Consider the following 19,759-nt stretch of genomic DNA (forward strand, 5'->3'; position numbering starts at 1 on the left):
CCCTCGCGATCACCATCATCGGCATTCCCTTCGCCTGGGCCCACCTCAAGCTCGCCGGCATCGCGCTCTGGCCGATCGGCAAGGTGATCGTGCCGGCTTAAGGCAAACTCGTAGGATGGTAGAGCGCCAGCGAAACCCATCAAACCGTCCGCTGATGACGAAGCATGATGGGTTTCGCAAGCGCTCAACCGATCCTGCGCTGATTCGAAGTGGACCACGACTGCTTTCAACGCGGCATAAGTATCCTGCCCCTCCGCAATGCGTCACATTTCATTGCAACTTTTTCCCGACTTCATTGTTGACGAGCGGGAGCGAACGCGGGCGCAATGTGCCGCGGCTGGCCCTTGGTTCATTCTTATCGGGAGGCGATTGCATGAAGTGGCTTTGCTTGGTGGGCTTTGTGGCGGGGGCCGTTGCTTTGACACCCACACCTTCTGCTTCGGCGATGCCCGTTGCCAAGCCGGACACACTGGGCGCGTCTCAGACTGACACCATCGAGGTCAAGGGCGGCCACGGACATGGCGGTGGCCACGGGTGGGGTCATCGCGGCGGCCGTGGTCATCATTACGGCTGGGGCAGAGGCCGAGGCCATCACTATGGCTGGCGGCACCATCACCACTGGTAAGCGTCACTATTGTCCCGAGATTGGAGTCGGGTGGCCGCTCAATGCTTCCGACCCACAATCCCTCGCGTTGCCCGACGGGCAAAACCCGCCACATGCAGGTCAATCGATCGGTTCTCCAATATTCTGATTGACCGAATTCGCTCCTTCGGGTAAACCGCAAACTATTCCGGCCCGCTAAAAAGGGCGTTTCGCGATCGTCACGATACGTGAGCCGGGATGCGATGGACGCGGCAGCGCCGGCGCGTGACGAGATGGCAGGGCGGGCTACGCCTGTGAGTCATCGCGATCCGCGCGAACGACCCGGCGCGGTCACAGCGGTTCTTTTCGGCTTCGGTGGCGAGCACGCGCGAGCTTCCGGATGTCCGGGGAGGGACGTCCGCGGACGGCAAAAGCGTGTGGTCCTGACGCCCGGGGTCTGTGCGTGAAGGCTTGCGGTGATGTGCGGCCCGACCGGGTGGGCGCATCGATCATCTGCGAGGCGACGGGGGCAATAGTGCATCGCTGCCCGGGGAGAGCGCGCCATAAGCCGTAAAACCATTGCGCAGGGAAGGCCGGGATGTTCCGGCATCACCTGTGGTTACCCCCGCGTGGTTTTTCGCGTGTGCGGACCCTGGGTGCCAGCCGGCGCCCGGCCTTCCCTGCGCCCTTTTTTATCGATGAGGGCGAAACGACAGCAAAACTCGGGCCCCGCGCCGCGAGACCGCGGACGTGTGCGCGCGTCCGTCGGCAAGGCGCATTTCTCCCATGATAGGTGATGTTGCCGCGCCGCCCCCAACTTCATCTTGCGCTGCGGCAAAAAACTTGCACACTCGGCTGAGCCGGGCAGCCAAGCGAGCTCGAACAGCGGAGCGAGCCATGTCCCTCCAGACCGTATCATCCGACGCCGCCGAGCAGCGCCCCAATCGCCCTGAGGACGTCCAGGCGCTGGAAGCGGACGTGCGGCTGCGGGACGACATCCGCCTGCTCGGGCGCATTCTCGGCGACACGGTGCGCGACCAGGAGGGGCCTGAATTGTTCGATCTGGTCGAGCGCATCCGGCAGACCTCGATCCGATTCCACCGCGACGAGGACCGGCTCGCCCGCCGCGAGCTCGAGCAGATCCTCGACAGCATGTCGACCTCCGAGACGGTGCGGATCGTCCGCGCCTTCAGCTATTTCTCCCACCTCGCCAACATCGCCGAGGACCAGAACAACATCCGCCAGATGCGCGCCAACAAGGGCGGCGGCTCCGGCGTGCTGGCCGAGACGCTCGCCCATGCGAGGGCTGGGGGCATCGGTGCCGATGCCCTGCGCAACTTCTTCAAGAGCGCGCTGGTCAGCCCGGTTTTGACGGCGCATCCGACCGAGGTCCGCCGCAAGAGCACGATGGACCGCGAGATGGAGGTAGCTAGCCTGCTCGATCGTCGCGAGCGCGTCGCGCTGACGGCGGAGGAGGCCGCCGCCAGCGACGAGCAGCTCCGCCGCGAGGTGCTGACGCTGTGGCAGACCAATCTGCTGCGCCGGACCAAGCTCACCGTGCTCGACGAGGTCGCCAACGGCCTGTCGTTCTATGATTACACGTTTCTCCGCGAGGTGCCGCGGCTGGTCAACGCGCTGGAGGACCGGCTGGAGGAGGGCGGCGAGCAGGCGGCCGGCGAGCTCGCCTCGTTCCTGCGCATGGGCAGCTGGATCGGCGGCGACCGCGACGGCAATCCCTTCGTCACCGCCGACGTGATGCGCGGCACGCTGCGGCTGCAGTCGAGCCGGGTGATGCAGTTCTATCTGAATGAGCTGCACGTGCTCGGCTCGGAATTGTCGATCGCGGCCCATCTCGCCGACGTCTCCGAGGAGCTGCGCACGCTGGCGGAGCGCTCGCCCGATACCTCGCCGCACCGGAGCGGCGAGCCGTATCGTCTTGCGGTCTCTGGCATCTATGCGCGCCTGACTGCAACGGCCGAAATGCTTCAGGTCGAGATCACGCGCCGGCCGGTCGGCAAGGGCGCGCCGTATGACAGCGTCGGGGAGCTCAAGGCCGATCTCGACGTGCTGCACCGCTCTCTGATCTCCAACAACGCCGGCGTCATCGCCCGCGGCCGGCTGCGGCTGCTGCGCCGTGCGGTGGACTGCTTCGGCTTCCATCTGGCCCGGCTCGACATCCGCCAGAACTCGGCAGTGCACGAGCGCACCATCGCCGAGCTGATGGACGTCGCCAACCCCGGCATGTCCTATCTCGCGCTCGGCGAGGACGCGCGCATCTCCCTGCTCACCAACGAGCTGCGCTCGACGCGCTCGCTGGTGTCGCCATTCGTCAAATACAGCGACGAGACCATGGGCGAGCTCAACGTCTTCCATGCCGCCGCCGAGGCGCATGCGAAGTTCGGCTCGGACGCCATTCCCCAATGCATCATCTCGATGTGCAAGGGCATGTCCGACATGCTCGAGGTCGCGGTGCTCCTGAAGGAGGTCGGTCTCGTCCATCCCTCCGGGCGCAGCGCGATCAACATCGTGCCGCTGTTCGAAACCATCGAGGATCTGCAGGCGTCTTCCACCATCATGGACCGCATGCTCTCGCTGCATGATTACCGCCGGCTGGTCGACAGCCGCGGCAGCGTGCAGGAGGTCATGCTGGGCTATTCCGACTCGAACAAGGATGGCGGCTTCGTCACCTCGGGCTGGGAGCTCTACAAGGCCGAGATCGGCCTCGTCGACGTGTTCGAGCGCCACGGCGTGCGCCTGCGTCTGTTCCATGGCCGCGGCGGTTCGGTCGGCCGCGGCGGCGGCCCGAGCTACGATGCCATCATCGCCCAGCCCGGCGGCGCGGTGAACGGCCAGATCCGCATCACCGAGCAGGGCGAGATCATCTCGTCGAAATATTCCAACGCCGAAGTCGGCCGCAACAATCTGGAGATCCTGGCAGCCGCAACGCTGGAGGCGAGCCTGTTGCATCCGCGCCAGAGCGCGCCGTGCCGCGAATATCTGACCGCGATGGACGAGCTTTCAAATCTCGCCTTCAAGGCCTATCGCGGCCTCGTCTACGAGACCGACGGCTTCGTCGATTATTTCTGGGCGTCCACGGTCATCAACGAGATCGCGACGCTCAACATCGGCAGCCGCCCGGCCTCGCGCAAGAAGACCCGCGCGATCGAGGACCTTCGCGCCATTCCGTGGGTGTTCTCCTGGGCGCAATGCCGCCTGATGCTGCCCGGCTGGTACGGCTTTGGCAGCGCGGTCGAGCAGTGGATCGCGGAGCATCCCGACAAGGGCATGCCGTTCCTCAAGGAGCTCTACAAGGAATGGCCGTTCTTCCGCATGCTGTTGTCGAACATGGACATGGTGCTGGCGAAAAGCTCGATCGCGATCGCCTCGCGCTATGCCGAACTCGTGCCCGACGAGGCGCTCCGCGAAAAAATCTTCGGCCGCATCCGCCGCGAATGGCATTCCTGCATCGAGACGCTGCTGGACATCATGGGCCAGGACCGGCTGCTGCAAGGCAACCCGCTGCTGGAGCGCTCGGTGCGCCACCGCTTCCCTTATCTCGACCCGCTCAACCACGTGCAGGTCGAACTCTTGAAAGAGCACCGCGCGCAGAACCCGGACGAGCAGGTGCTGCGCGGGATTCAGCTGACGATCAACGGGATCTCGGCGGGATTGAGGAATACGGGGTAGAGACATGGTGAGTGGCGAGTGGAATCCATTCGCCACTCACCATTCGCTGCACTCAACAGAAATGCGCGCCCTGCGTCTCCACATACACCGCATAGAGCGACTGGCTCGCGGTCATGAACAGGCGGTTGCGCTTCTTGCCGCCGAAGCAGACGTTGGCGCAGGTCTCGGGCAACAGGATCTGCCCGATGCGCGCGCCGTCGTTTGGCGCGAACACCTGCACGCCGTCATAGCCGGGGCCGACCCAGCCGGCGCCGACCCAGATGTTGCCTTCGGTGTCGACGCGCAGGCCGTCGGGGAAGCCTGATTTGCCGTCGAGCGTCATGTCGATCAGCTTCTTCGGGTTCGAAAGCTTCGCCCCATCTATGTCGTACGACCACACCACGTTCTTGGCTTCAGGATAATGCGTGATGCCGGTGTCGCAGACATAGAGCTTCTTGTAGTCCTGACTAAAAGCGATGCCGTTCGGCTTGAACGGCTCGTCGGCCACCTTCGCGACCTGGCCGCTCTGCGGATCAATGCGATAAACCGCTTCCTTCTGATGGGGCTGCAGCGAGCCGGTATTGGCAAGCTTGCCCTCGTAGATACTGATCGCGCCGTAGCCGGGATCGGTGAACCAGATCGCCTTGTCGTTGGGATGCACCACCATGTCGTTGGGGCCGTTGAGCGGCTTGCCGCCGGCCTGCTCGGCCAGGGTCGTCACCGAACCGTCGTGCTCGTAGCGGACGAGCCGGGTGCGCTCGGCACTGAGCTGGCGCCCCTCGGTGTCGAACGAGTTGCCGTTGGCCTCGTTCGACGGCTTGTGGAACTGCTCGGAGATGTGGCCGTCGTCATCGAGGTAGCGCAGCTGCCGGTTGGCGGGGATGTCACTCCAGACCAGATATTGCCCTTGCGCATTCCACGCTGGCCCTTCCGCCCACAGGCAGCCGGTATAGAGCCGCTTGATTGCGGTGTTGCCGACCTTCGCCTTGAAGCGCTTGGGATCGATGGCAATGATGTCAGGATCGGGATAGCGCTGCGGCTCGGCATTGGCGCCGAAGTCGCGGGCGTCCGCGCGTGAGGCGAGCAGGGCGGATGCGGCAACGGTCGCGGCGCCCTTGAGGAGCGTGCGGCGGGCGAGGCCGCTGCCTGCAGTCGTGTCGTCGGAGTCGGTCAGCATTCTTGTCATGGTTTCCTCCCAAAGTTGTGTTGGGAGGAAATGATCTGCCAGCAATCGGGCGTAAAGCGGAGCGATCTCCGGACAAGGCAGCCGGAGATCGCAGAGCAGGAATGCCGGAAGTGCGGCTCGACGGGATCCTTACACGGGATCCCACGGGAAGATGTCGGCGGAGCGGTCGAGCTTGTAGAATGATCCCTTCAGCGCCGGCATGCCGTGTTCCGCGATCGATTGCGGCGTCCAGCCCTCGCTCCGGTGCACCGAGCGCAGCGGACGGTTCTGGCTGAACAGGAACAGCTCGTTCATGCGCGCGCCGAAGATCTGCCCGGACACGTCCTTGGCGGCATCGGAGAGCAGATAGGCGCAGACCGGCGCGATCTTCTCCGGGCCCATCTGCTTGATCTTCTCGACGCGCGCCTTCTCGGCTTCGGTCTCGGTCGGGATGGTCCCGATCATGCGGGTCCAGGCGAACGGCGAGACGCAGTTGGAGCGAACGTTGAAGCGGCCCATGTCGAGCGCAATAGACTTCGACAGGCCGACGATGCCGAGCTTGGCGGCGGCGTAATTGGCTTGTCCAAAGTTGCCGATCAGGCCGGAGGTCGAGGTGAAGTGCACGAACGAGCCGGACTCCTGCTCGCGGAAGATCCGCGCCGCGGCGTGGCTGACGTAGAACGAGCCCATCAAATGCACCTTGATGACGGCCTCGAAGGCTTCCACGCTCATCTTGTGGAAGATCATGTCGCGCAAAATGCCGGCATTGTTGACGACGCCGTCGAGCCGGCCGAAATGATCGGTCGCGGTCTTCACGATCTTGCTGGCGGGGATGGCTTCGGCCACCGACTCGAAATTGGCGACCGCGGTGCCGCCGCGCTTCTTGATCTCCTCGACCACTTCCTCGGCGGGCGTGGCGCTCGTGCCGGCGCCGTCAGCGGCGACGCCGGGATCGTTGACGACGACCTTGGCGCCTTCGCCAGCGCAAAGCAGCGCGATCTCCCGCCCGATGCCGCGGCCTGCGCCGGTGACGATGATGACCTTGTCTTGCAGTGATTTCGTCATGTGGATTACCTCTCGTTCGTAAACACGATCGTGCCCGACGCGGCGAACATGCCGCCGACGCCGTGGCACACCGAAATCTTCGCGTTGGCGACCTGCGCCGGCGCGATGCCGCGCATCTGCCGCACGCTCTCCTGGAGCGCGTACATGCCGTACATGCCCGAATGCATGTAGCTCAAGCCGCCGCCATTGGTGTTGAGCGGAAGCTTAGCCCCCGGCCGCGTGTTGCCGTCGGCGATGAACTTTCCGGTCTCCTCGTGCGGCATGAAGCCGAGATCGCCGAGGCCGAACAGCGGCAGATGCGCAAACGCGTCGTAGATCATGAGATGGTCGACGTCCTTGTGCGCGATGCCGGCCTCCTTGAAGGCGAGGGGACCCGCGGTCTTGAACGCGCGCGAGGAATTAAAAGTCTCCATCTGGCTGACCATCGGCGTCTCCACGCTCTCGCCGGTGCCCATGATGTAGACCGGCTTGCGCGGGAAATCCCTGGCACGGTCGGCCGAGGTCAGGATCAGCGCGCCGCCGCCATCGGTGACGAGGCAGCATTGCAGCAGGCGGAACGGATAGGCGATCATGCGCGAGTTGAGGACATCTGCGACCGTGATGGGATCCTTCATCATCGCGCGCGGATTCTTCGCCGCCCATTCCCGCTGCACCACCGCGACCGAGGCGAGCTGCTCGTGGCTGATGCCGTAGGTCTTCATGAAGCGCAGCACGGGGATCGGGAACATGCTGGGCGGGCCGTAGACGCCGAACGGCGCCTCGAACTGGCCTTGCAGGCTGTCCGGGGGAATAGAGCGCGGCGGCTTGCCGATCATCGACTTGCCGCTCTCGGCATGGGTGATCAGCACGGTCTTGCACAGGCCGGCCTCGATCGCTGCGGCGGCATGGCGGACGTGCAGCATGAAGGAGCAGCCGCCGACCGAGGTGCCGTCCACCCAGGTCGGCTTGATGCCGAGATAGTGGCAGACCTGCTGCGGCGTCTCGACCGCGGTGGCGAAACCGTCGATGTCCGACAGCTTCAGCCCGGCATCGGCAATGGCATTGAGCGCCGCGTCCGCGTGAAGCTGGAGCTGCGACACGTTGGGGATGATTCCGAGCTCGGTGGTCTCGGCCGCGCCGACGACGGCAACCTGGTTGCTGCGCATGGTCTATCCCTTCGCCGGACGGAACACGGGGAGGGTGATCTTGTCATCGAGCGCCTGGAAGGCGACCTCGAGCTTCATGTCGAGCTCGAGCGCCTCCGGTGTCTGCGGGCAGTCGATGATGTTACTCATCATCCGCGGTCCCTCGGCAAGTTCAACCACGGCGATCGCGTAAGGCGGCGTGAAGCCGGGCGCGGCGGGACGATGGTTGATCACGTAGCTGTAGAGGAAGCCCTTGCCGCTCGCCTTGAAGATGCTGACCTTGCGCGAGGCGCAGGACGGGCAGAACGGGCGCGGCGGGAAATAGACATGTGCACAGGCGTCGCAGCGCTGCAGGCGCAACTCGCCCTCCTTGGTGCCGTCCCAGAAATGCTGGGTCTCGGGCGTCGGTTTAGGTCGCGCGCGCTGCGGTTCAGCCATCTCGGCAGGTCCTCCCAAGGCCAAGCTGAGCCCGGCTGTTGCGATCTTGATGCGACAATCGACCATGGCGCGTCAACGGTCCAGCAATGCGCATGCATACCATCATGCGCACAATGCTTGTGTCGAAGTGAGGCGGCGCTATACATAGCGCGCAAATATTCCGTGAGACAGACATGCCCGATTTTCCGACACTGACGAAGCTCGCCGAAGACCTCGAAAGCGGCCGCACCACCTCCCGCAAGCTGGTCGAGGCTTGCATCGCCAAAATCGCCGATCCGGCCGGCGAGGGGCAGCGTGCCTTCATCCATGTCGACAAGGACGCCGCGCTCACGGCGGCGGATGCGATGGACGGTTTGCGCAAGGTGAAGGCGGCGCCCTCGCGCTATGCCGGTATCCCGGTCTCGATCAAGGATCTCTTCGACATCAAGGGGCAGACGACGCGCGCCGGCTCCCGCGCGCTCGACGATTCCGATCCGGCCGAACAGGATGCCCCCACGGTGGCGCGGCTGCGCAAGGCCGGCTTCGTCGTGATCGGGCGCACCAACATGACCGAGTTCGCCTATTCCGGCATCGGCATCAATCCGCATTACGGCACGCCGAAGGGCGCCTGGAACCGGGCCGAGGGCCACGTGCCCGGCGGTTCGTCCTCGGGCGCCGCGGTCTCCGTGCTCGACGGCATGGCACATGGCGCGCTCGGCACCGACACCGGCGGCTCCTGCCGGATTCCAGCGGCCTATAACGGCATCGTCGGCTACAAGCCGACGCAGCGGCGCGTGCCGCTCGAGGGGGCTGTGCCGCTGTCGTTCTCGCTCGACAGCATCGGGCCGCTGGCACGATCGGTCAGTTGCTGTGCCATTCTCGATGCCGTGCTCGCGAACGAGCCCTCCGTTCCGCTGAAGCCTCGCCCGATAAAGGGCATGCGGCTAGCGGTGCCGACCACGATCGCGCTCGACGACCTCGATGCGGTTGTGGCCGGGACATTCGAGCGTGCGCTCAAGAGCCTCGCCGACCACGGTGCGATCATCGAGCGCATCGAGATGGCCGAATTCCACGACATCGGGCCGATGAACGCGAAGGGCGGCTTTGCGGCTTCCGAAAGCTATGCCTGGCATCGCTACCTCCTCACGTCCAAGGGTGACGTTTACGATCCGCGAGTCTTCGTGCGCATCATGCGCGGCGAGGCGCAGAGCGCGGCGGACTACATCGATCTTCTCCACGAGCGCCGCTCCCTGATCGCCCGCGTCAATGCGCGCCTCGCGCCCTATGACGCGCTGGTGCTGCCGACCACCGCCAACACGCCGCCGAAAATTTTGGACCTTGCCGACGACAAGGCGTTCACTAGGGAAAACCTGCGCGCGCTCCGCAATTGCACCCTGATCAACATGATCGACGGCTGCGCCATCTCGCTCCCTGCGCATCGCGAGGGTGAGATTCCCGTCGGCCTGATGCTGGCGGGCGCGGGCGGATCGGACCGCCGTATCTTCGAGCTTGCTGCCGGCATGGAGGCCGTAATTCGTGTTTGACCTGACTTTCACCGTCGACGCCCAGGACACCACCACGCCGCTGACGCTGGCGATCGACCAGATGGTCATCGCCGGCTGGACCGGCCGCGATCCGGTCGCGCGCGACAAGCACATTGCCGAACTGCAGGAGATGTGTATCGCCCCGCCGGCTTCGACGCCTATCTACTACCGTGCCTCGGCGCGGCGGCTGACGCAGGAGGACAGCATCGAATGCACCGGCGGCGATTCCTCCGGCGAGGTCGAGTTCGTGCTGATCGGCTGGCAGGGTCGCATTTTCGTCGGCTGCGGTTCCGACCACACCGACCGCAAGGTCGAGGCCTACAGCGTCACGGTGTCCAAGCAGATGTGCGACAAGCCGATCGCGTCCACGCTATGGGAGCTTGAGGACGTCATCGTCCATTGGGACAGGATGATCCTGCGCTCGTGGGCCACCATCAAGGGCGAGCGCGTGCTCTACCAGGAGGGCACGCTGGACGCGATGCTGCCGGTCGCCGACCTCATTGCGCGCGGCTTCCCGGGTGGGAAGCTCCCCGACGGCTGCGCCATGTTCGGCGGTACGTTTGCGGCAAAGGGCGGTATCCGCCCCGCCGACCGCTTCGACTTCGAGCTGGAAGACCCCGTGCTGAAGCGGACGATCAAGCACGGTTATGACGTGGTGACGTTGCCGGTGAGGGGCTAAGGTCTCTCCCCGCCGTCATTGCAGCGAATCTCTCTCCGCTGTCATTGCGAGGAGCCCTTGCGACGAAGCAATCCAGACCGGTTCCGCGGAGGAGTTCTGGATTGCTTCGCTGCGCTCGCAATGACGGGGAGAGAGTCGGAAATCGGGTGGCGGGGTGAACGTCGGGTTGCGAGAATCAGTGCCATGACAGCAACAGCACGCAAATCGCCTCAATCATCCGCAGCCGACCTCGTCGCTCATGTCGACGCCCTCGACTGGCCCCAGATCACCGCCGAGCTCGACGCCCAGGGCTGCGCCGTCCTGAAGGGCCTGCTCACGCCGGAGCAATGCTGCTCCGTCGCCGCGCTCTACCCCGACGACGCCAACTTCCGTAGCCGCATCGTCATGGGTCGCCACGGTTTTGGCCGCGGCGAGTACAAATATTTCTCCTACCCGCTGCCGGACCTGATCGCGCAGTTGCGCCCGGCGCTCTACGCGCATCTCCAGGCCGTCGCCAATCACTGGAACGAGGCGATGGGGATCGACATCCGCTATCCCGCAGCTCACGCCCGATTCCTGAAGCGCTGCCACGAGGCCGGGCAGGCGCGACCGACGCCACTGCTGCTGCAATACGAGGCCGGCGATTTCAACTGCCTGCATCAGGATCTCTATGGCGAGCACGTGTTCCCGCTCCAGGTCGCGATCCTGCTCTCCGAGCCCGGCCGCGATTTCACCGGCGGCGAGTTCGTGCTGACCGAGCAGCGCCCGCGCATGCAGTCCCGCGCCGAAGTGGTTCCGCTCGCGCAGGGCGACGCCGTCGCTTTTGCCGTGCATCATCGCCCGGTGCAGGGGACACGCGGCACTTACCGCGTTAACATGCGCCACGGCGTCAGCAGGATCAGGTCCGGCCAGCGCCACACGCTGGGTGTGATCTTTCACGATGCCAAATGAGCGCTGCGATTGACGAGTGATCTGTTCGATACGGTTGCCGAAGCCCAGCCGTCACGCGAGGAGATCGCCGACGGCGCCGTTCTGCTGCGCGGTTTCGTCAAGCCGATCGAAAGCGAGCTGATCGAAGCGGTGCGCGCCATCGTGGCGCAATCGCCGTTCCGCCGCATGACCACGCCCGGTGGTCATTTGATGTCGGTGGCCATGACGAATTGCGGCGAGCGCGGCTGGATCACCGATCATACCGGCTATCGCTATGATCCCGTCGACCCGCGTACCGGCGCGCCATGGCCGGCGATGCCGCCGGTGCTCCGCGATCTCGCCCGCCGCGCGGCGGAGCAGGGCGGGTTTGCAGGTTTCGCGCCCGATGCATGCCTCGTCAACCGCTACGAGCCCGGCACGCGGCTGTCATTGCACCAGGACAAGGACGAGCTGGATTACTCGGCGCCGATCGTCTCGGTCTCGCTCGGCCTGCCTGCGACGTTCCTGTTCGGCGGCATGGCGCGCAACGACAAGCCGCGGCGCTTCCGGCTCGTTCATGGCGACGTCGTGGTCTGGGGCGGCACTAGCAGGCTCGCCTATCACGGTGTGGCGCCGCTCGCTGACGGCGAGCATACGCTGCTGGGCCGGAAGCGGATCAATTTGACGTTCCGAAAGGTCCGCTGACGCGTTTCCTCACAGCCCTCGCTCGTCTAAGCTGCTGGCGGGGGAGACGGCGACATGACGACAACACAGCTCTTGGCCGACACCGGGACGGCCAACCGCACCGGCGTTTATCTCGCGGTGCTCCAGCTGGTGTTCACGCTGGGCTGGACGACCTACGTCGTCTATCTGCCGAAGCTCGCCGCCGAGGTTGGCATCGCGCCGTCCGCCGTCATCTTCATCCTGATGTTGGATCAGGCGATCTTCACCATTGCCGATACCGCGATGGGGATAGCAGCCGACAAGGTCGCGCCCTATGCCGGCAGGCTTGGCCTGTTCGTCGGGCTCGTGGCCGCGGTCTCCTGCGGCGCGTTCGTCGCGCTGCCCTTCGTCGCCGGTGCCGGTGCCGCCGGGCAGGGCTGGTTCATCGCGCTGGTCGTGATCTGGTCGATCACATCCTCCGCACTGCGCGCGCCGCCGCTGACCCTACTGGGAAAATACCGCGCCAGGCCGCAGGTGCCGTTCCTCGCCGCGCTCGCGATGCTCGGCTATGGCGTCGCCGGCGCGGTCTCGCCTTATCTCGGTGTGGTGATGCGCGAGCACGATGCGCGGCTGCCGTTCGTGATCTCCAGCGTCGTGCTGCTGCTCACGGCGCTGGGGCTGTCGCGGATCGAACACGATGTTGTGCGGGACACGTCGCCGCCCCTGCCGGCCGAGGCGGCAAAGCCGCTCGGGATGACGTCCATTATTTTCATCGTCGCGATGGTGGCGCTGGCGCTCGGCTACCAGCTTCATTTCGCCATGAACAGCGCGCCGTTCTATTTGCGCTTTGCCAAGCCGGACGAGCTGCCATGGCTGATGCCGGTGTTCTGGATCGGCTTCAACATCGCGATGTTTCCGGCGAGCCTCGTCGTCAAGCATCGCGGCGGCCTGATCGTGATGGGCGCGGCCGGATTGCTTGGAGCGGTCGCGATCGCTGCGGCCGAATTCGCCGGCAGCCTCAACACGCTGATCGTCGCGCAGTTTCTCGCCGGAGCCGCGTGGGGTTGCATGCTGATGAGCGCGATCTCGGCTGCGCTCGCCATAGGCTCGACCGGTGCGGAAGGCAAGGTCACCGGCCTCGTCTTCTCTGCGCTGGCGCTTGGCACCTTCGCGCGAATGGCTGCGGTCGCCGGCGGCCTGCAGAAGATGCCGGACTACGCGCCGCTGCTGCACTGGGCACCGGTCGCCTGCTGGTCGGTCGCAGGCGCCGGCTTGCTGGTGATTGCGGCCGCGCGGCTACAGGGCGGTGTCCGCCTCACGGCTTCGGCGGGTGAATAAACGCCCAGGGGCTGACTTCCGAGTCCCGCGTCACTTCCACCGAGATCAGATACGGCCCGCCATGGGCCAGCGCCTTCTCCATCGCCGCCTTGAACTGGTCCGGCGCGGTGACGCGCGCGGATGCGACGCCAAAGGACTCGGCGAGCTTGACGAAATCCGGGTTGACCAGATCGGACGCCACCACGCGGCCGTCGAAGCGCTCCCGCTGGTCGCGGCGGACATTGCCGTAGGCGTTGTTGTTGAACACCAGCGTCACCACGCCGATGTTGAACTGGACGGCGGTGGCAAGCTCCTGCACGCCGAACATGAAGCCGCCGTCGCCGGTGATCGCCACCACCGGCTTGTCGGGATTGGCGACCTTGGCGCCGAGCGCAGTGGGGAAGCCCGAACCGAGCGTGCCCTGATAGCCTGATGTGATGAAGGTGCGCGGCTCGTAGATCGGAAAACCGTACCAGGATGCGAAACCGAACTGGGACAATTCGTCCGTCACGATCGCGTTCGCCGGCAGCACCTCGCGCAGGATGTTGAGATACGCCATCTGCGGCTGGATGCGCTGGATCTCGGCTTGCGCCGACCCCGTGGCCTCGCGGATGTCTCCCCGCCGGCCGCTGGTCCTCGCATGGCCGGCCCTCTTCACGGCGGTGACGAGATCGGCCGTGCCGGCTTTGGCGTCGGCGACGATAGCGACATCGGAGGCGAGCCGGCGCATCTCGGCCGGATCGATATCGACACGAATGGATTTCAGCCCCTTCGGCTGATACGGCCAGCGGAAGCCCGATGCCGGCAGTTCGGCGCGCGTGCCGATCGCGATCATCAAATCTGTTGTCGGCCACAGCTTGTAGGCCGCTGCCATCGTTAGTCCAAGCTCATGCGCGTTGGAGACGATGCCGCGGCCGCTGCGGAAGGCGACGACGGGCGCGTCGATCATCTCGGCGAGTTCGAGAATCTCTTCGCGCGCTTCGATCGCGCCGCTGCCGACGAAGATCATCGGCGCCTTGCTGTTCTTGATCAGCGCGGCCGCCTGCTTGATCAGATCAGGGTCGGGCTGCGGCGCGAGCAAGGGCTCCAGCACCTTTGCGGCGGCGGTATCCGCGCGCTGGGTGAAGACGTCCCAGGGCATCTCGACCGAGGCGGGGCCACGCCGTCCGGATGTCATCTCCTGGAAGGCACGCGCGACGGTGCTCGGCGCGTTGCCGGGATATTCGATGCGATCCGCCCATTTCACATAGGTGCGCAAGGTCGCGAGCTGATCCGGCATCTCGTGCAGATGGCCGCGGCCCTTGCCCAAAAACTGCGTCGGCACCTGGCCGGTGACGCATAGCACCGGCTCGTTGCAGCCGAAGGCGGTGAGCAGCGCGGCGCTGGCGTTGAGCACGCCGGGGCCGGGCACTACGCTGAACACGCCGGGCCTGCCGCTGGAACGCGCGTAGCCGAACGCCATATAGCCGCAAGCTTGCTCGTGCCGCGCGCCGATCACCTTGAGCTGCGCCTGGTGGAAGGCGTCGAACAGGCCGTAGACCTGCGCGCCGGGCAGGCCGAATACGGTGTCGACGCCGTGGGCGACAAGGCCGCTTACGATCGCTTCGCCGCCGGTGAGGGTGGTCATGGCACTATTCCATTTCAATTCTTGTTCAGGCTTCGTCGACGACGCCGTTGCGCAATTTGCCGATGCCTTCCGCCTCGACCTCAATGACGTCGCCGGGCTTCAGATAGCGCGGCGGATCGAACCGTGCACCAGCGCCGGTCGGCGTGCCCGTCACGATGATGTCACCGGGGACGAGCGTTGCGAAAGTCGAGATATAGCTGATGAGATAGCGGAACGGGAACATCAGCCGGCTGGTGCGGTCGTCCTGCCGCAACTCGCCGTTGACGTGGGTGGTGAGGCGGATGTCGGCGACCTGCGATTCCTGCGTGTAGGGCACCAGCCACGGGCCGAGGCTGCCGCTGGAATCGAAGTTCTTGCCCTGCGTGACGTTGAACTTGGCATGGCGCAGCCAGTCGCGCACTGAGCCCTCGTTGCAAAGGGTCAGCGCGGCGATGTGATCGAGCGCGGCGCTTTCGGCAATGTGCCGGCCGGCCTTGCCGATCACCAGCACGATCTCGCCCTCATAGTCGAGCTGCGCGGAGGCGCGCGGGCGCACCAGCGGCGTGTCGTGGCCGACGAAGGAGCGTGGGCTCCGCATGAACATGCTCGGATATTTCGGCGCGTCCTGGCCGTCCTTGTACTCGGCATTGCGGTCGGGATAGTTGACGCCGATGCAGATGATCTTCTCCGGCGCGGGCACCGGCGGCAGCCAGATGATGTCACCCAGCGCATGATCGGGCGTGCGGCCGGCGGCCTCTTCGGCGAGGCTCGCGAGCTTTCCTGCCGCGATCACCTCGCGCAGCGTCGGATAGTCCTTGGCGTGGCGCGCGGAGAGATCGACAACGCCGCCGTCGACAACGGCGCCGTACTTCGTTTCACCCTTAACAGAATAGGTGGCGAGGCGAGGGAGGCTCATGGACAGTATTCCTTGTCGTCCCGGCGAAGGCCAGGACCCATACCCCCGACTGTTGCTTGGGGCAGGTGGGTCGACGATCTCTTCAACAACCAAGGGCTGTGATGATGGGTCCCGGCCTTCGCCGGGACGACAGCTTGAGAGTTTCCGACTACAAGTATCAATCCGCCACCAGCACGTCGGCCACGAACTTCGGCTCTCGCACGGCTTGCCCTGAGAATGGCGAGCCCTGCTCGAACCAGGAGCGCGGGGCAGGTGCGCCCCACAATGTCTGGCGACGCGGATCGCGCAGCGACCAGCGTAGCGGCTCGTGGTCGTGATCGCCGGTGAAATAGTCGCTGGTGTAGAGCTCGAGCCGGTGTCCATCGGGGTCGCGGACGTAGAGGAAGAACGCATTCGAGATGCCGTGGCGGCCGGGGCCCCGCTCGATGTTCTTGACGAAGCCCTGCGAGGCCATGACATCGCAGAGATGGATGATGTTCATCGCCGTCGGCGTCCAGTACGCGAAGTGGTGCAGCCGCGGGCCCTTGCCGTTGGTGATGGCAAAATCGTGGACATTGCCCTTGCGATGCATCCAGGCGGCGGCGATGCGCCCGTTCGGTCCGTCCTCCTCGGCGTATTCGGTGAGGCGAAAGCCGAGCCGGGCATAGAACTCGACGGTGTCCTGCACCTCGGCGGCGAACACGTTGAAATGGTCGAGTCGCTGCGGATGGCAACCCCTGTAGAGGTCGTAGCGGCGCAGCAGATGCGGCCGCCGGTCCATCGACGCATACAGCTCGATCTGGAAGCCGAAGGGATCGGTGAACTGCAGCGTGCGTCCTTGGAAAGGCTGATCGACGAACGCGTAGCCCAGACTATTCTCGGACAGAAACTTTGCAGCCTTGTCGAGATCCCCGTCATTGCCGACCTTGAAGCCGAGGCGGTTGCAGGCGGGCACTGCCGCCTTGCGCAACACCAGCGAGTGGTGCTGATGCTCCTCGGCCGCGCGCAAATAGACGACCTTGTCGTCGGCGTCCTCGACATGCAGGCCGACAACGCTTTCATAGAACTCGCGGCTGAGCTTCAGGTCAGTGACGTCCAGCACGGCGTGGCTGGAGCGGACGATGTTGAACGGCGGCTCGAAGATATGTTGCGGTACGGGCATTGCGTTTCCCCTCTCTAGACCCGGTCGTTCCTCGTTGGCGCTCCGCGCGCCTGGGAACCGCGGGCGTTAGATTCCCAGCTTCTGAATTTTGTGCGTGCCCCGCGCCAGCGAGACGTGCTTGGTTTCCATGTAGAAATCGAACGAGTAATCGCCGCCGTCGCGGCCGATGCCTGAGGCCTTCATGCCACCGAACGGCGTCGGCAGATGGCGGACGTTTTCCGAGTTCAGCCAGATCATGCCGGCTTCCAGCGCATCAGCGACACGCAGCGCCCGGCCGACATCGTTGGTCCAGACATAACCGGTCAGGCCGTAGCGGATGTCGTTGGCGATCTCGATGGCCTCCGCCTCGTCGCGGAAGGGCAGCACGGTGAGGAAAGGGCCGAACACCTCTTCCTGTGCCACGCGCATCTTGCCATGCGCGCCGGTCACCAAGGTCGGCTCGACATAATGTCCGCCGCCGGGGCCGTCATAGGCCTTGCCGCCGACCGCGATCGTGGCGCCGTCCTGGCGTGCGACGTCGAAATAGGAGCAGACCTTTGCCAGGTGCCGCTCGTGGATCAGCGGCCCGATCTCGGTTGCGGGATCGAGGGGGTGGCCGACCTTCAGGGCTTTTACCCGCGCGGTGAGCTTCTCCACGAATTTCTCCGCGATGCCGGCCTGGACCAGCAGGCGGCTCGACGACGTGCAGCGCTCGCCGTTGAGCGAGTAGATCATGAACACGACGGCATCGAGCGCGCGGTCGAGATCGGCGTCGTCGAACACGATCACCGGGTTCTTGCCGCCGAGCTCGAAATGCACGCGCTTCAGCGTGGGCGCGCCCTGAACCATGATCGCCGAGCCCGTCGAACTTTCGCCGACGAAGCCGATCGCCTTGATGGCGGGATGCTCGGTCAGCGCCTTGCCGGCCTCTTCGCCAAAACCGTGCACGGTGTTGAGCACGCCGTCGGGAACGCCGGCTTCCTTGACGAGCTTTGCCAGAATAGCCGCCGTGACCGGCGACCACTCCGCCGGCTTGTGCACGACCGTGCAGCCTGCTGCGAGGGCGGGGGCGATCTTCCAGGTCGAAAGCATGAACGGCGTATTCCACGGCGTGATGACGCCGACCGGGCCGATCGGCACGCGGGTCGATACGTTCCAATGCTCGTCGCTCGGCGTGTTCTGGCCGTCGCGCGCCTCGCCGCATCTGTCGGCGAAGAAGCGGAAATTCTCGGCGGCGCGGATCGCGGCCTTGGCCATGAAGCGATAGGCCTGGCCGGTGTCGATGCATTCGAGCACCGCGATGTCTTCGGCATTGTCCTCGATGGCGTCGGCGACTCGATGCAGCAGCTTCTTCCGCATCGCCGGAGCCATGTCGCGCCAGGACTTGAAGGCGAGGGCGGCAGCGGTGGCGGCGCGATCGACGTCCTCGGCATTGCCGCGGGCGACGCTCGCGAGTGTCGCGCCGTCGACCGGCGACTTGGTCTCGAACGTTTCGCCTGAGATCGACGGCACGATCTTGCCGTCGATCATGTGGCCAATGCCGTCGGCACGCAGCGTCTTCAGCAGCGGCGCGATGCGGTCGCGATTGGCCTGGAACACATCGGCTTTCGGCGTGGACTTATCCATGGGCGGCCTCCGCTTTCAGGGCGTCGTGGATGTTGTTGCGCTTCCAGCTCGTATCCTTGTCGTTGATCTGCATGTCGAACGAGAGCGCGAATTTCGAGCTTGCGAAGACGGGATCAAGATGGCGGGAGAGCGCATGGAAGATTTGTTCGCCGGCTTTCTTGCGGGTTGGCAGATCGCGGCCTTCGCCGATGCGCAGCACCATGTCGAGAAAGCCGTAGTCCTGCCGCGCGTCCGCAATCGCATAATGCTCGCATTTGACAGCGCGGACGCGGATGCCGCCGAGCGGGAAGATGCCGGTCTCGACCGCAGCCTTGCGCACCACCTCGCACGCCGCGCCGATGTCGAGGCGGTCGTCGAGATTGGCCGAATATTCGATCGTGAAATGCGGCATCGCGGTTTCACTCCCTGTCTTTTTGGTCGTCTAAGCGAAGTAGCAGCTCACCGAGCCGTAGGCGCCATAATCGGCTTGAATTGTGTCGCCCTTGCGGGTCTCGATCGGACGGATGAAAGAGCCGGCGAGCACGATTTGCCCGGGCTCAAGCGCAAGGCCGAGCGGTGCGATCTTGTTGGCGAGCCAGGCGACTGCAGTCGCGGGATGATTGAGCACGCCGGCGGCAAGGCCGGTCTCTTCCAGCTGGCCGTTCTTGAAACAGAGCGCGCCGATCCAGCGCAGGTCCGCGTCCAGCGGGCGGATCGGCCGTCCGCCGAGCACGATGCCGGCATTGGCCGCGTTGTCGGCAATGGTGTCGAAGATCTTTCGGGTCGCCTTGGTCTGGGGATCGACGCGCTCGATCCGCGTGTCCAGAATCTCCAGCGCCGGCACCACGAAGTCGGTGGCGTTGAGCACGTCGAACAGTGTGCAGTCGGGGCCCGCGAGGCGCTTGCTCATGACGAAGGCGAGCTCGGCTTCCACGCGCGTCGCGATGAAGCGCTCCGTCGGGACGAGGCCACCATCGGCGAAGAACATGTCGTCGAGCAATACGCCGGAATCCGGCTCGTTGATGCCAAGCGCGCTCTGCATCGCCTTCGAGGTCAGGCCGATCTTGTGTCCCCGGACGATGCGCCCCTCGGCGACCTTGACGTCGACCCAGGCCTTCTGAATCGCGTAGGCGTCAGCGATGCTGATGTCGGGAAAGTCCTGCGAGAGCTGCCGGATCTGCGTACGGGTCTTTTCCGCGTGGTGCAGACGGTTCGCGCAAGCTCGGATATCGTCGTTTGAAAGCGCCATGTGTAATCTTACAAATCGTCGTGCCGGAAGATACTTAACATGTTAAGTGAATGCGTCAATCGCAAATTGGCTTGCTGCACTGCAAACGTTTCGCGGCTTGAAAGGGCGTCATGACGAAGAGACCGGCTGATCCTGCGAACGGAATTGAGCCC

At 65.0% G+C, this 19,759-nt stretch carries 17 protein-coding genes; 7 read left to right on the top strand and 10 right to left on the bottom strand.

Annotated features, from left to right (window positions below; translation table 11 throughout):
• On the top strand, positions 1-101 hold a 101-nt coding region (locus tag IVB32_RS34705; protein WP_276576792.1), incomplete at its 5' end, for a YccF domain-containing protein.
• A gap of 1,379 nt (positions 102-1,480) precedes the next feature.
• Complete coding sequence (gene ppc, locus IVB32_RS34710) at positions 1,481-4,270, top strand: phosphoenolpyruvate carboxylase (RefSeq protein ID WP_247412843.1); 2,790 nt, start codon at positions 1,481-1,483, stop codon at positions 4,268-4,270.
• A gap of 52 nt (positions 4,271-4,322) precedes the next feature.
• On the opposite strand, the gene IVB32_RS34715 is transcribed toward ppc, so the two are convergent.
• The 4 genes from IVB32_RS34715 to IVB32_RS34730 form a co-directional block, all read right to left on the bottom strand.
• Entirely contained in the window at positions 4,323-5,435 is a 1,113-nt protein-coding gene (locus tag IVB32_RS34715; protein WP_026233273.1) for an SMP-30/gluconolactonase/LRE family protein, read from the bottom strand.
• Between the two features lie 129 nt (positions 5,436-5,564).
• Positions 5,565-6,479 carry an SDR family oxidoreductase gene (locus tag IVB32_RS34720; protein ID WP_027516818.1) on the bottom strand — a complete coding sequence of 305 codons (915 nt, stop codon included), beginning with the start codon at positions 6,477-6,479 and terminating at the stop codon, positions 5,565-5,567.
• 5 nt (positions 6,480-6,484) lie between these two features.
• Positions 6,485-7,624, bottom strand: coding sequence for a thiolase (locus IVB32_RS34725; protein ID WP_247367032.1), 1,140 nt, complete (start codon positions 7,622-7,624; stop codon positions 6,485-6,487).
• Between the two features lie 3 nt (positions 7,625-7,627).
• Complete coding sequence (locus IVB32_RS34730) at positions 7,628-8,041, bottom strand: Zn-ribbon domain-containing OB-fold protein (RefSeq protein WP_247412845.1); 414 nt, start codon at positions 8,039-8,041, stop codon at positions 7,628-7,630.
• Positions 8,042-8,214: 173 nt separating this feature from the next.
• Between IVB32_RS34730 and IVB32_RS34735 the strand changes: the two genes are divergently transcribed.
• The 5 genes from IVB32_RS34735 to IVB32_RS34755 all read left to right on the top strand — a co-directional run bounded on the left by IVB32_RS34735 (position 8,215) and on the right by IVB32_RS34755 (position 13,132).
• A complete protein-coding gene (locus IVB32_RS34735) occupies positions 8,215-9,564 on the top strand; it encodes an amidase (protein WP_247367030.1) in 1,350 nt (449 codons plus the stop codon).
• Complete coding sequence (locus IVB32_RS34740; protein ID WP_247367029.1) at positions 9,557-10,243, top strand: DUF2848 domain-containing protein; 687 nt, start codon at positions 9,557-9,559, stop codon at positions 10,241-10,243. The genes IVB32_RS34735 and IVB32_RS34740 overlap by 8 nt, the downstream gene beginning before the upstream one ends.
• A 183-nt stretch (positions 10,244-10,426) precedes the next feature.
• The gene (locus tag IVB32_RS34745; protein WP_247367028.1) at positions 10,427-11,173 is read left to right on the top strand and encodes a 2OG-Fe(II) oxygenase; all 747 of its coding nucleotides are present in this window, start codon (positions 10,427-10,429) and stop codon (positions 11,171-11,173) included.
• Positions 11,174-11,182: 9 nt separating this feature from the next.
• Positions 11,183-11,836: a DNA oxidative demethylase AlkB gene (gene alkB / locus IVB32_RS34750; protein WP_247412849.1), complete on the top strand. Its 654-nt coding sequence runs from the start codon at positions 11,183-11,185 to the stop codon at positions 11,834-11,836.
• Positions 11,837-11,890: 54 nt separating this feature from the next.
• Positions 11,891-13,132 (top strand): MFS transporter, encoded by a 1,242-nt coding sequence (locus IVB32_RS34755; protein WP_247367023.1) that lies wholly within the window; start codon positions 11,891-11,893, stop codon positions 13,130-13,132.
• On the opposite strand, the gene IVB32_RS34760 is transcribed toward IVB32_RS34755, so the two are convergent.
• The 6 genes from IVB32_RS34760 to hpaH all read right to left on the bottom strand — a co-directional run bounded on the left by IVB32_RS34760 (position 13,110) and on the right by hpaH (position 19,607).
• The gene (locus IVB32_RS34760; protein WP_247367016.1) at positions 13,110-14,738 is read right to left on the bottom strand and encodes a thiamine pyrophosphate-dependent enzyme; all 1,629 of its coding nucleotides are present in this window, start codon (positions 14,736-14,738) and stop codon (positions 13,110-13,112) included. The genes IVB32_RS34755 and IVB32_RS34760 overlap by 23 nt on opposite strands.
• Positions 14,739-14,763: 25 nt before the next feature.
• A complete protein-coding gene (locus IVB32_RS34765) occupies positions 14,764-15,633 on the bottom strand; it encodes a fumarylacetoacetate hydrolase family protein (RefSeq protein WP_247367013.1) in 870 nt (289 codons plus the stop codon).
• Positions 15,634-15,790: 157 nt separating this feature from the next.
• A complete protein-coding gene (gene hpaD / locus IVB32_RS34770; RefSeq protein ID WP_247367010.1) occupies positions 15,791-16,774 on the bottom strand; it encodes a 3,4-dihydroxyphenylacetate 2,3-dioxygenase in 984 nt (327 codons plus the stop codon).
• Between the two features lie 66 nt (positions 16,775-16,840).
• Positions 16,841-18,379: a 5-carboxymethyl-2-hydroxymuconate semialdehyde dehydrogenase gene (gene hpaE / locus IVB32_RS34775; RefSeq protein ID WP_247367007.1), complete on the bottom strand. Its 1,539-nt coding sequence runs from the start codon at positions 18,377-18,379 to the stop codon at positions 16,841-16,843.
• Positions 18,372-18,770: a 5-carboxymethyl-2-hydroxymuconate Delta-isomerase gene (locus IVB32_RS34780; RefSeq protein ID WP_018456950.1), complete on the bottom strand. Its 399-nt coding sequence runs from the start codon at positions 18,768-18,770 to the stop codon at positions 18,372-18,374. Before IVB32_RS34780 ends, hpaE begins: the two co-directional genes overlap by 8 nt.
• A gap of 30 nt (positions 18,771-18,800) precedes the next feature.
• The gene (gene hpaH / locus IVB32_RS34785) at positions 18,801-19,607 is read right to left on the bottom strand and encodes a 2-oxo-hept-4-ene-1,7-dioate hydratase (RefSeq protein ID WP_018456949.1); all 807 of its coding nucleotides are present in this window, start codon (positions 19,605-19,607) and stop codon (positions 18,801-18,803) included.
• Between the last annotated feature and the right edge of the window lie 152 nt (positions 19,608-19,759).

It is taken from the genome of Bradyrhizobium sp. 23, from assembly GCF_023073295.1.
Classification (GTDB): Bacteria; Pseudomonadota; Alphaproteobacteria; order Rhizobiales; family Xanthobacteraceae; genus Bradyrhizobium; species Bradyrhizobium canariense_D.

Bases quoted from the DNA above. Each gene is read 5' to 3' on its own strand.
- ppc (WP_247412843.1), top strand. From the start codon at position 1,481: ATGTCCCTCCAGACCGTATCATCCGACGCCGCCGAGCAGCGCCCCAAT.
- IVB32_RS34715 (WP_026233273.1), bottom strand. From the start codon at position 5,435: ATGACAAGAATGCTGACCGACTCCGACGACACGACTGCAGGCAGCGGC.
- IVB32_RS34720 (WP_027516818.1), bottom strand. From the start codon at position 6,479: ATGACGAAATCACTGCAAGACAAGGTCATCATCGTCACCGGCGCAGGC.
- IVB32_RS34725 (WP_247367032.1), bottom strand. From the start codon at position 7,624: ATGCGCAGCAACCAGGTTGCCGTCGTCGGCGCGGCCGAGACCACCGAG.
- IVB32_RS34730 (WP_247412845.1), bottom strand. From the start codon at position 8,041: ATGGCTGAACCGCAGCGCGCGCGACCTAAACCGACGCCCGAGACCCAG.
- IVB32_RS34735 (WP_247367030.1), top strand. From the start codon at position 8,215: ATGCCCGATTTTCCGACACTGACGAAGCTCGCCGAAGACCTCGAAAGC.
- IVB32_RS34745 (WP_247367028.1), top strand. From the start codon at position 10,427: ATGACAGCAACAGCACGCAAATCGCCTCAATCATCCGCAGCCGACCTC.
- IVB32_RS34755 (WP_247367023.1), top strand. From the start codon at position 11,891: ATGACGACAACACAGCTCTTGGCCGACACCGGGACGGCCAACCGCACC.
- IVB32_RS34760 (WP_247367016.1), bottom strand. From the start codon at position 14,738: ATGACCACCCTCACCGGCGGCGAAGCGATCGTAAGCGGCCTTGTCGCC.
- IVB32_RS34765 (WP_247367013.1), bottom strand. From the start codon at position 15,633: ATGAGCCTCCCTCGCCTCGCCACCTATTCTGTTAAGGGTGAAACGAAG.
- hpaD (WP_247367010.1), bottom strand. From the start codon at position 16,774: ATGCCCGTACCGCAACATATCTTCGAGCCGCCGTTCAACATCGTCCGC.
- hpaE (WP_247367007.1), bottom strand. From the start codon at position 18,379: ATGGATAAGTCCACGCCGAAAGCCGATGTGTTCCAGGCCAATCGCGAC.
- IVB32_RS34780 (WP_018456950.1), bottom strand. From the start codon at position 18,770: ATGCCGCATTTCACGATCGAATATTCGGCCAATCTCGACGACCGCCTC.
- hpaH (WP_018456949.1), bottom strand. From the start codon at position 19,607: ATGGCGCTTTCAAACGACGATATCCGAGCTTGCGCGAACCGTCTGCAC.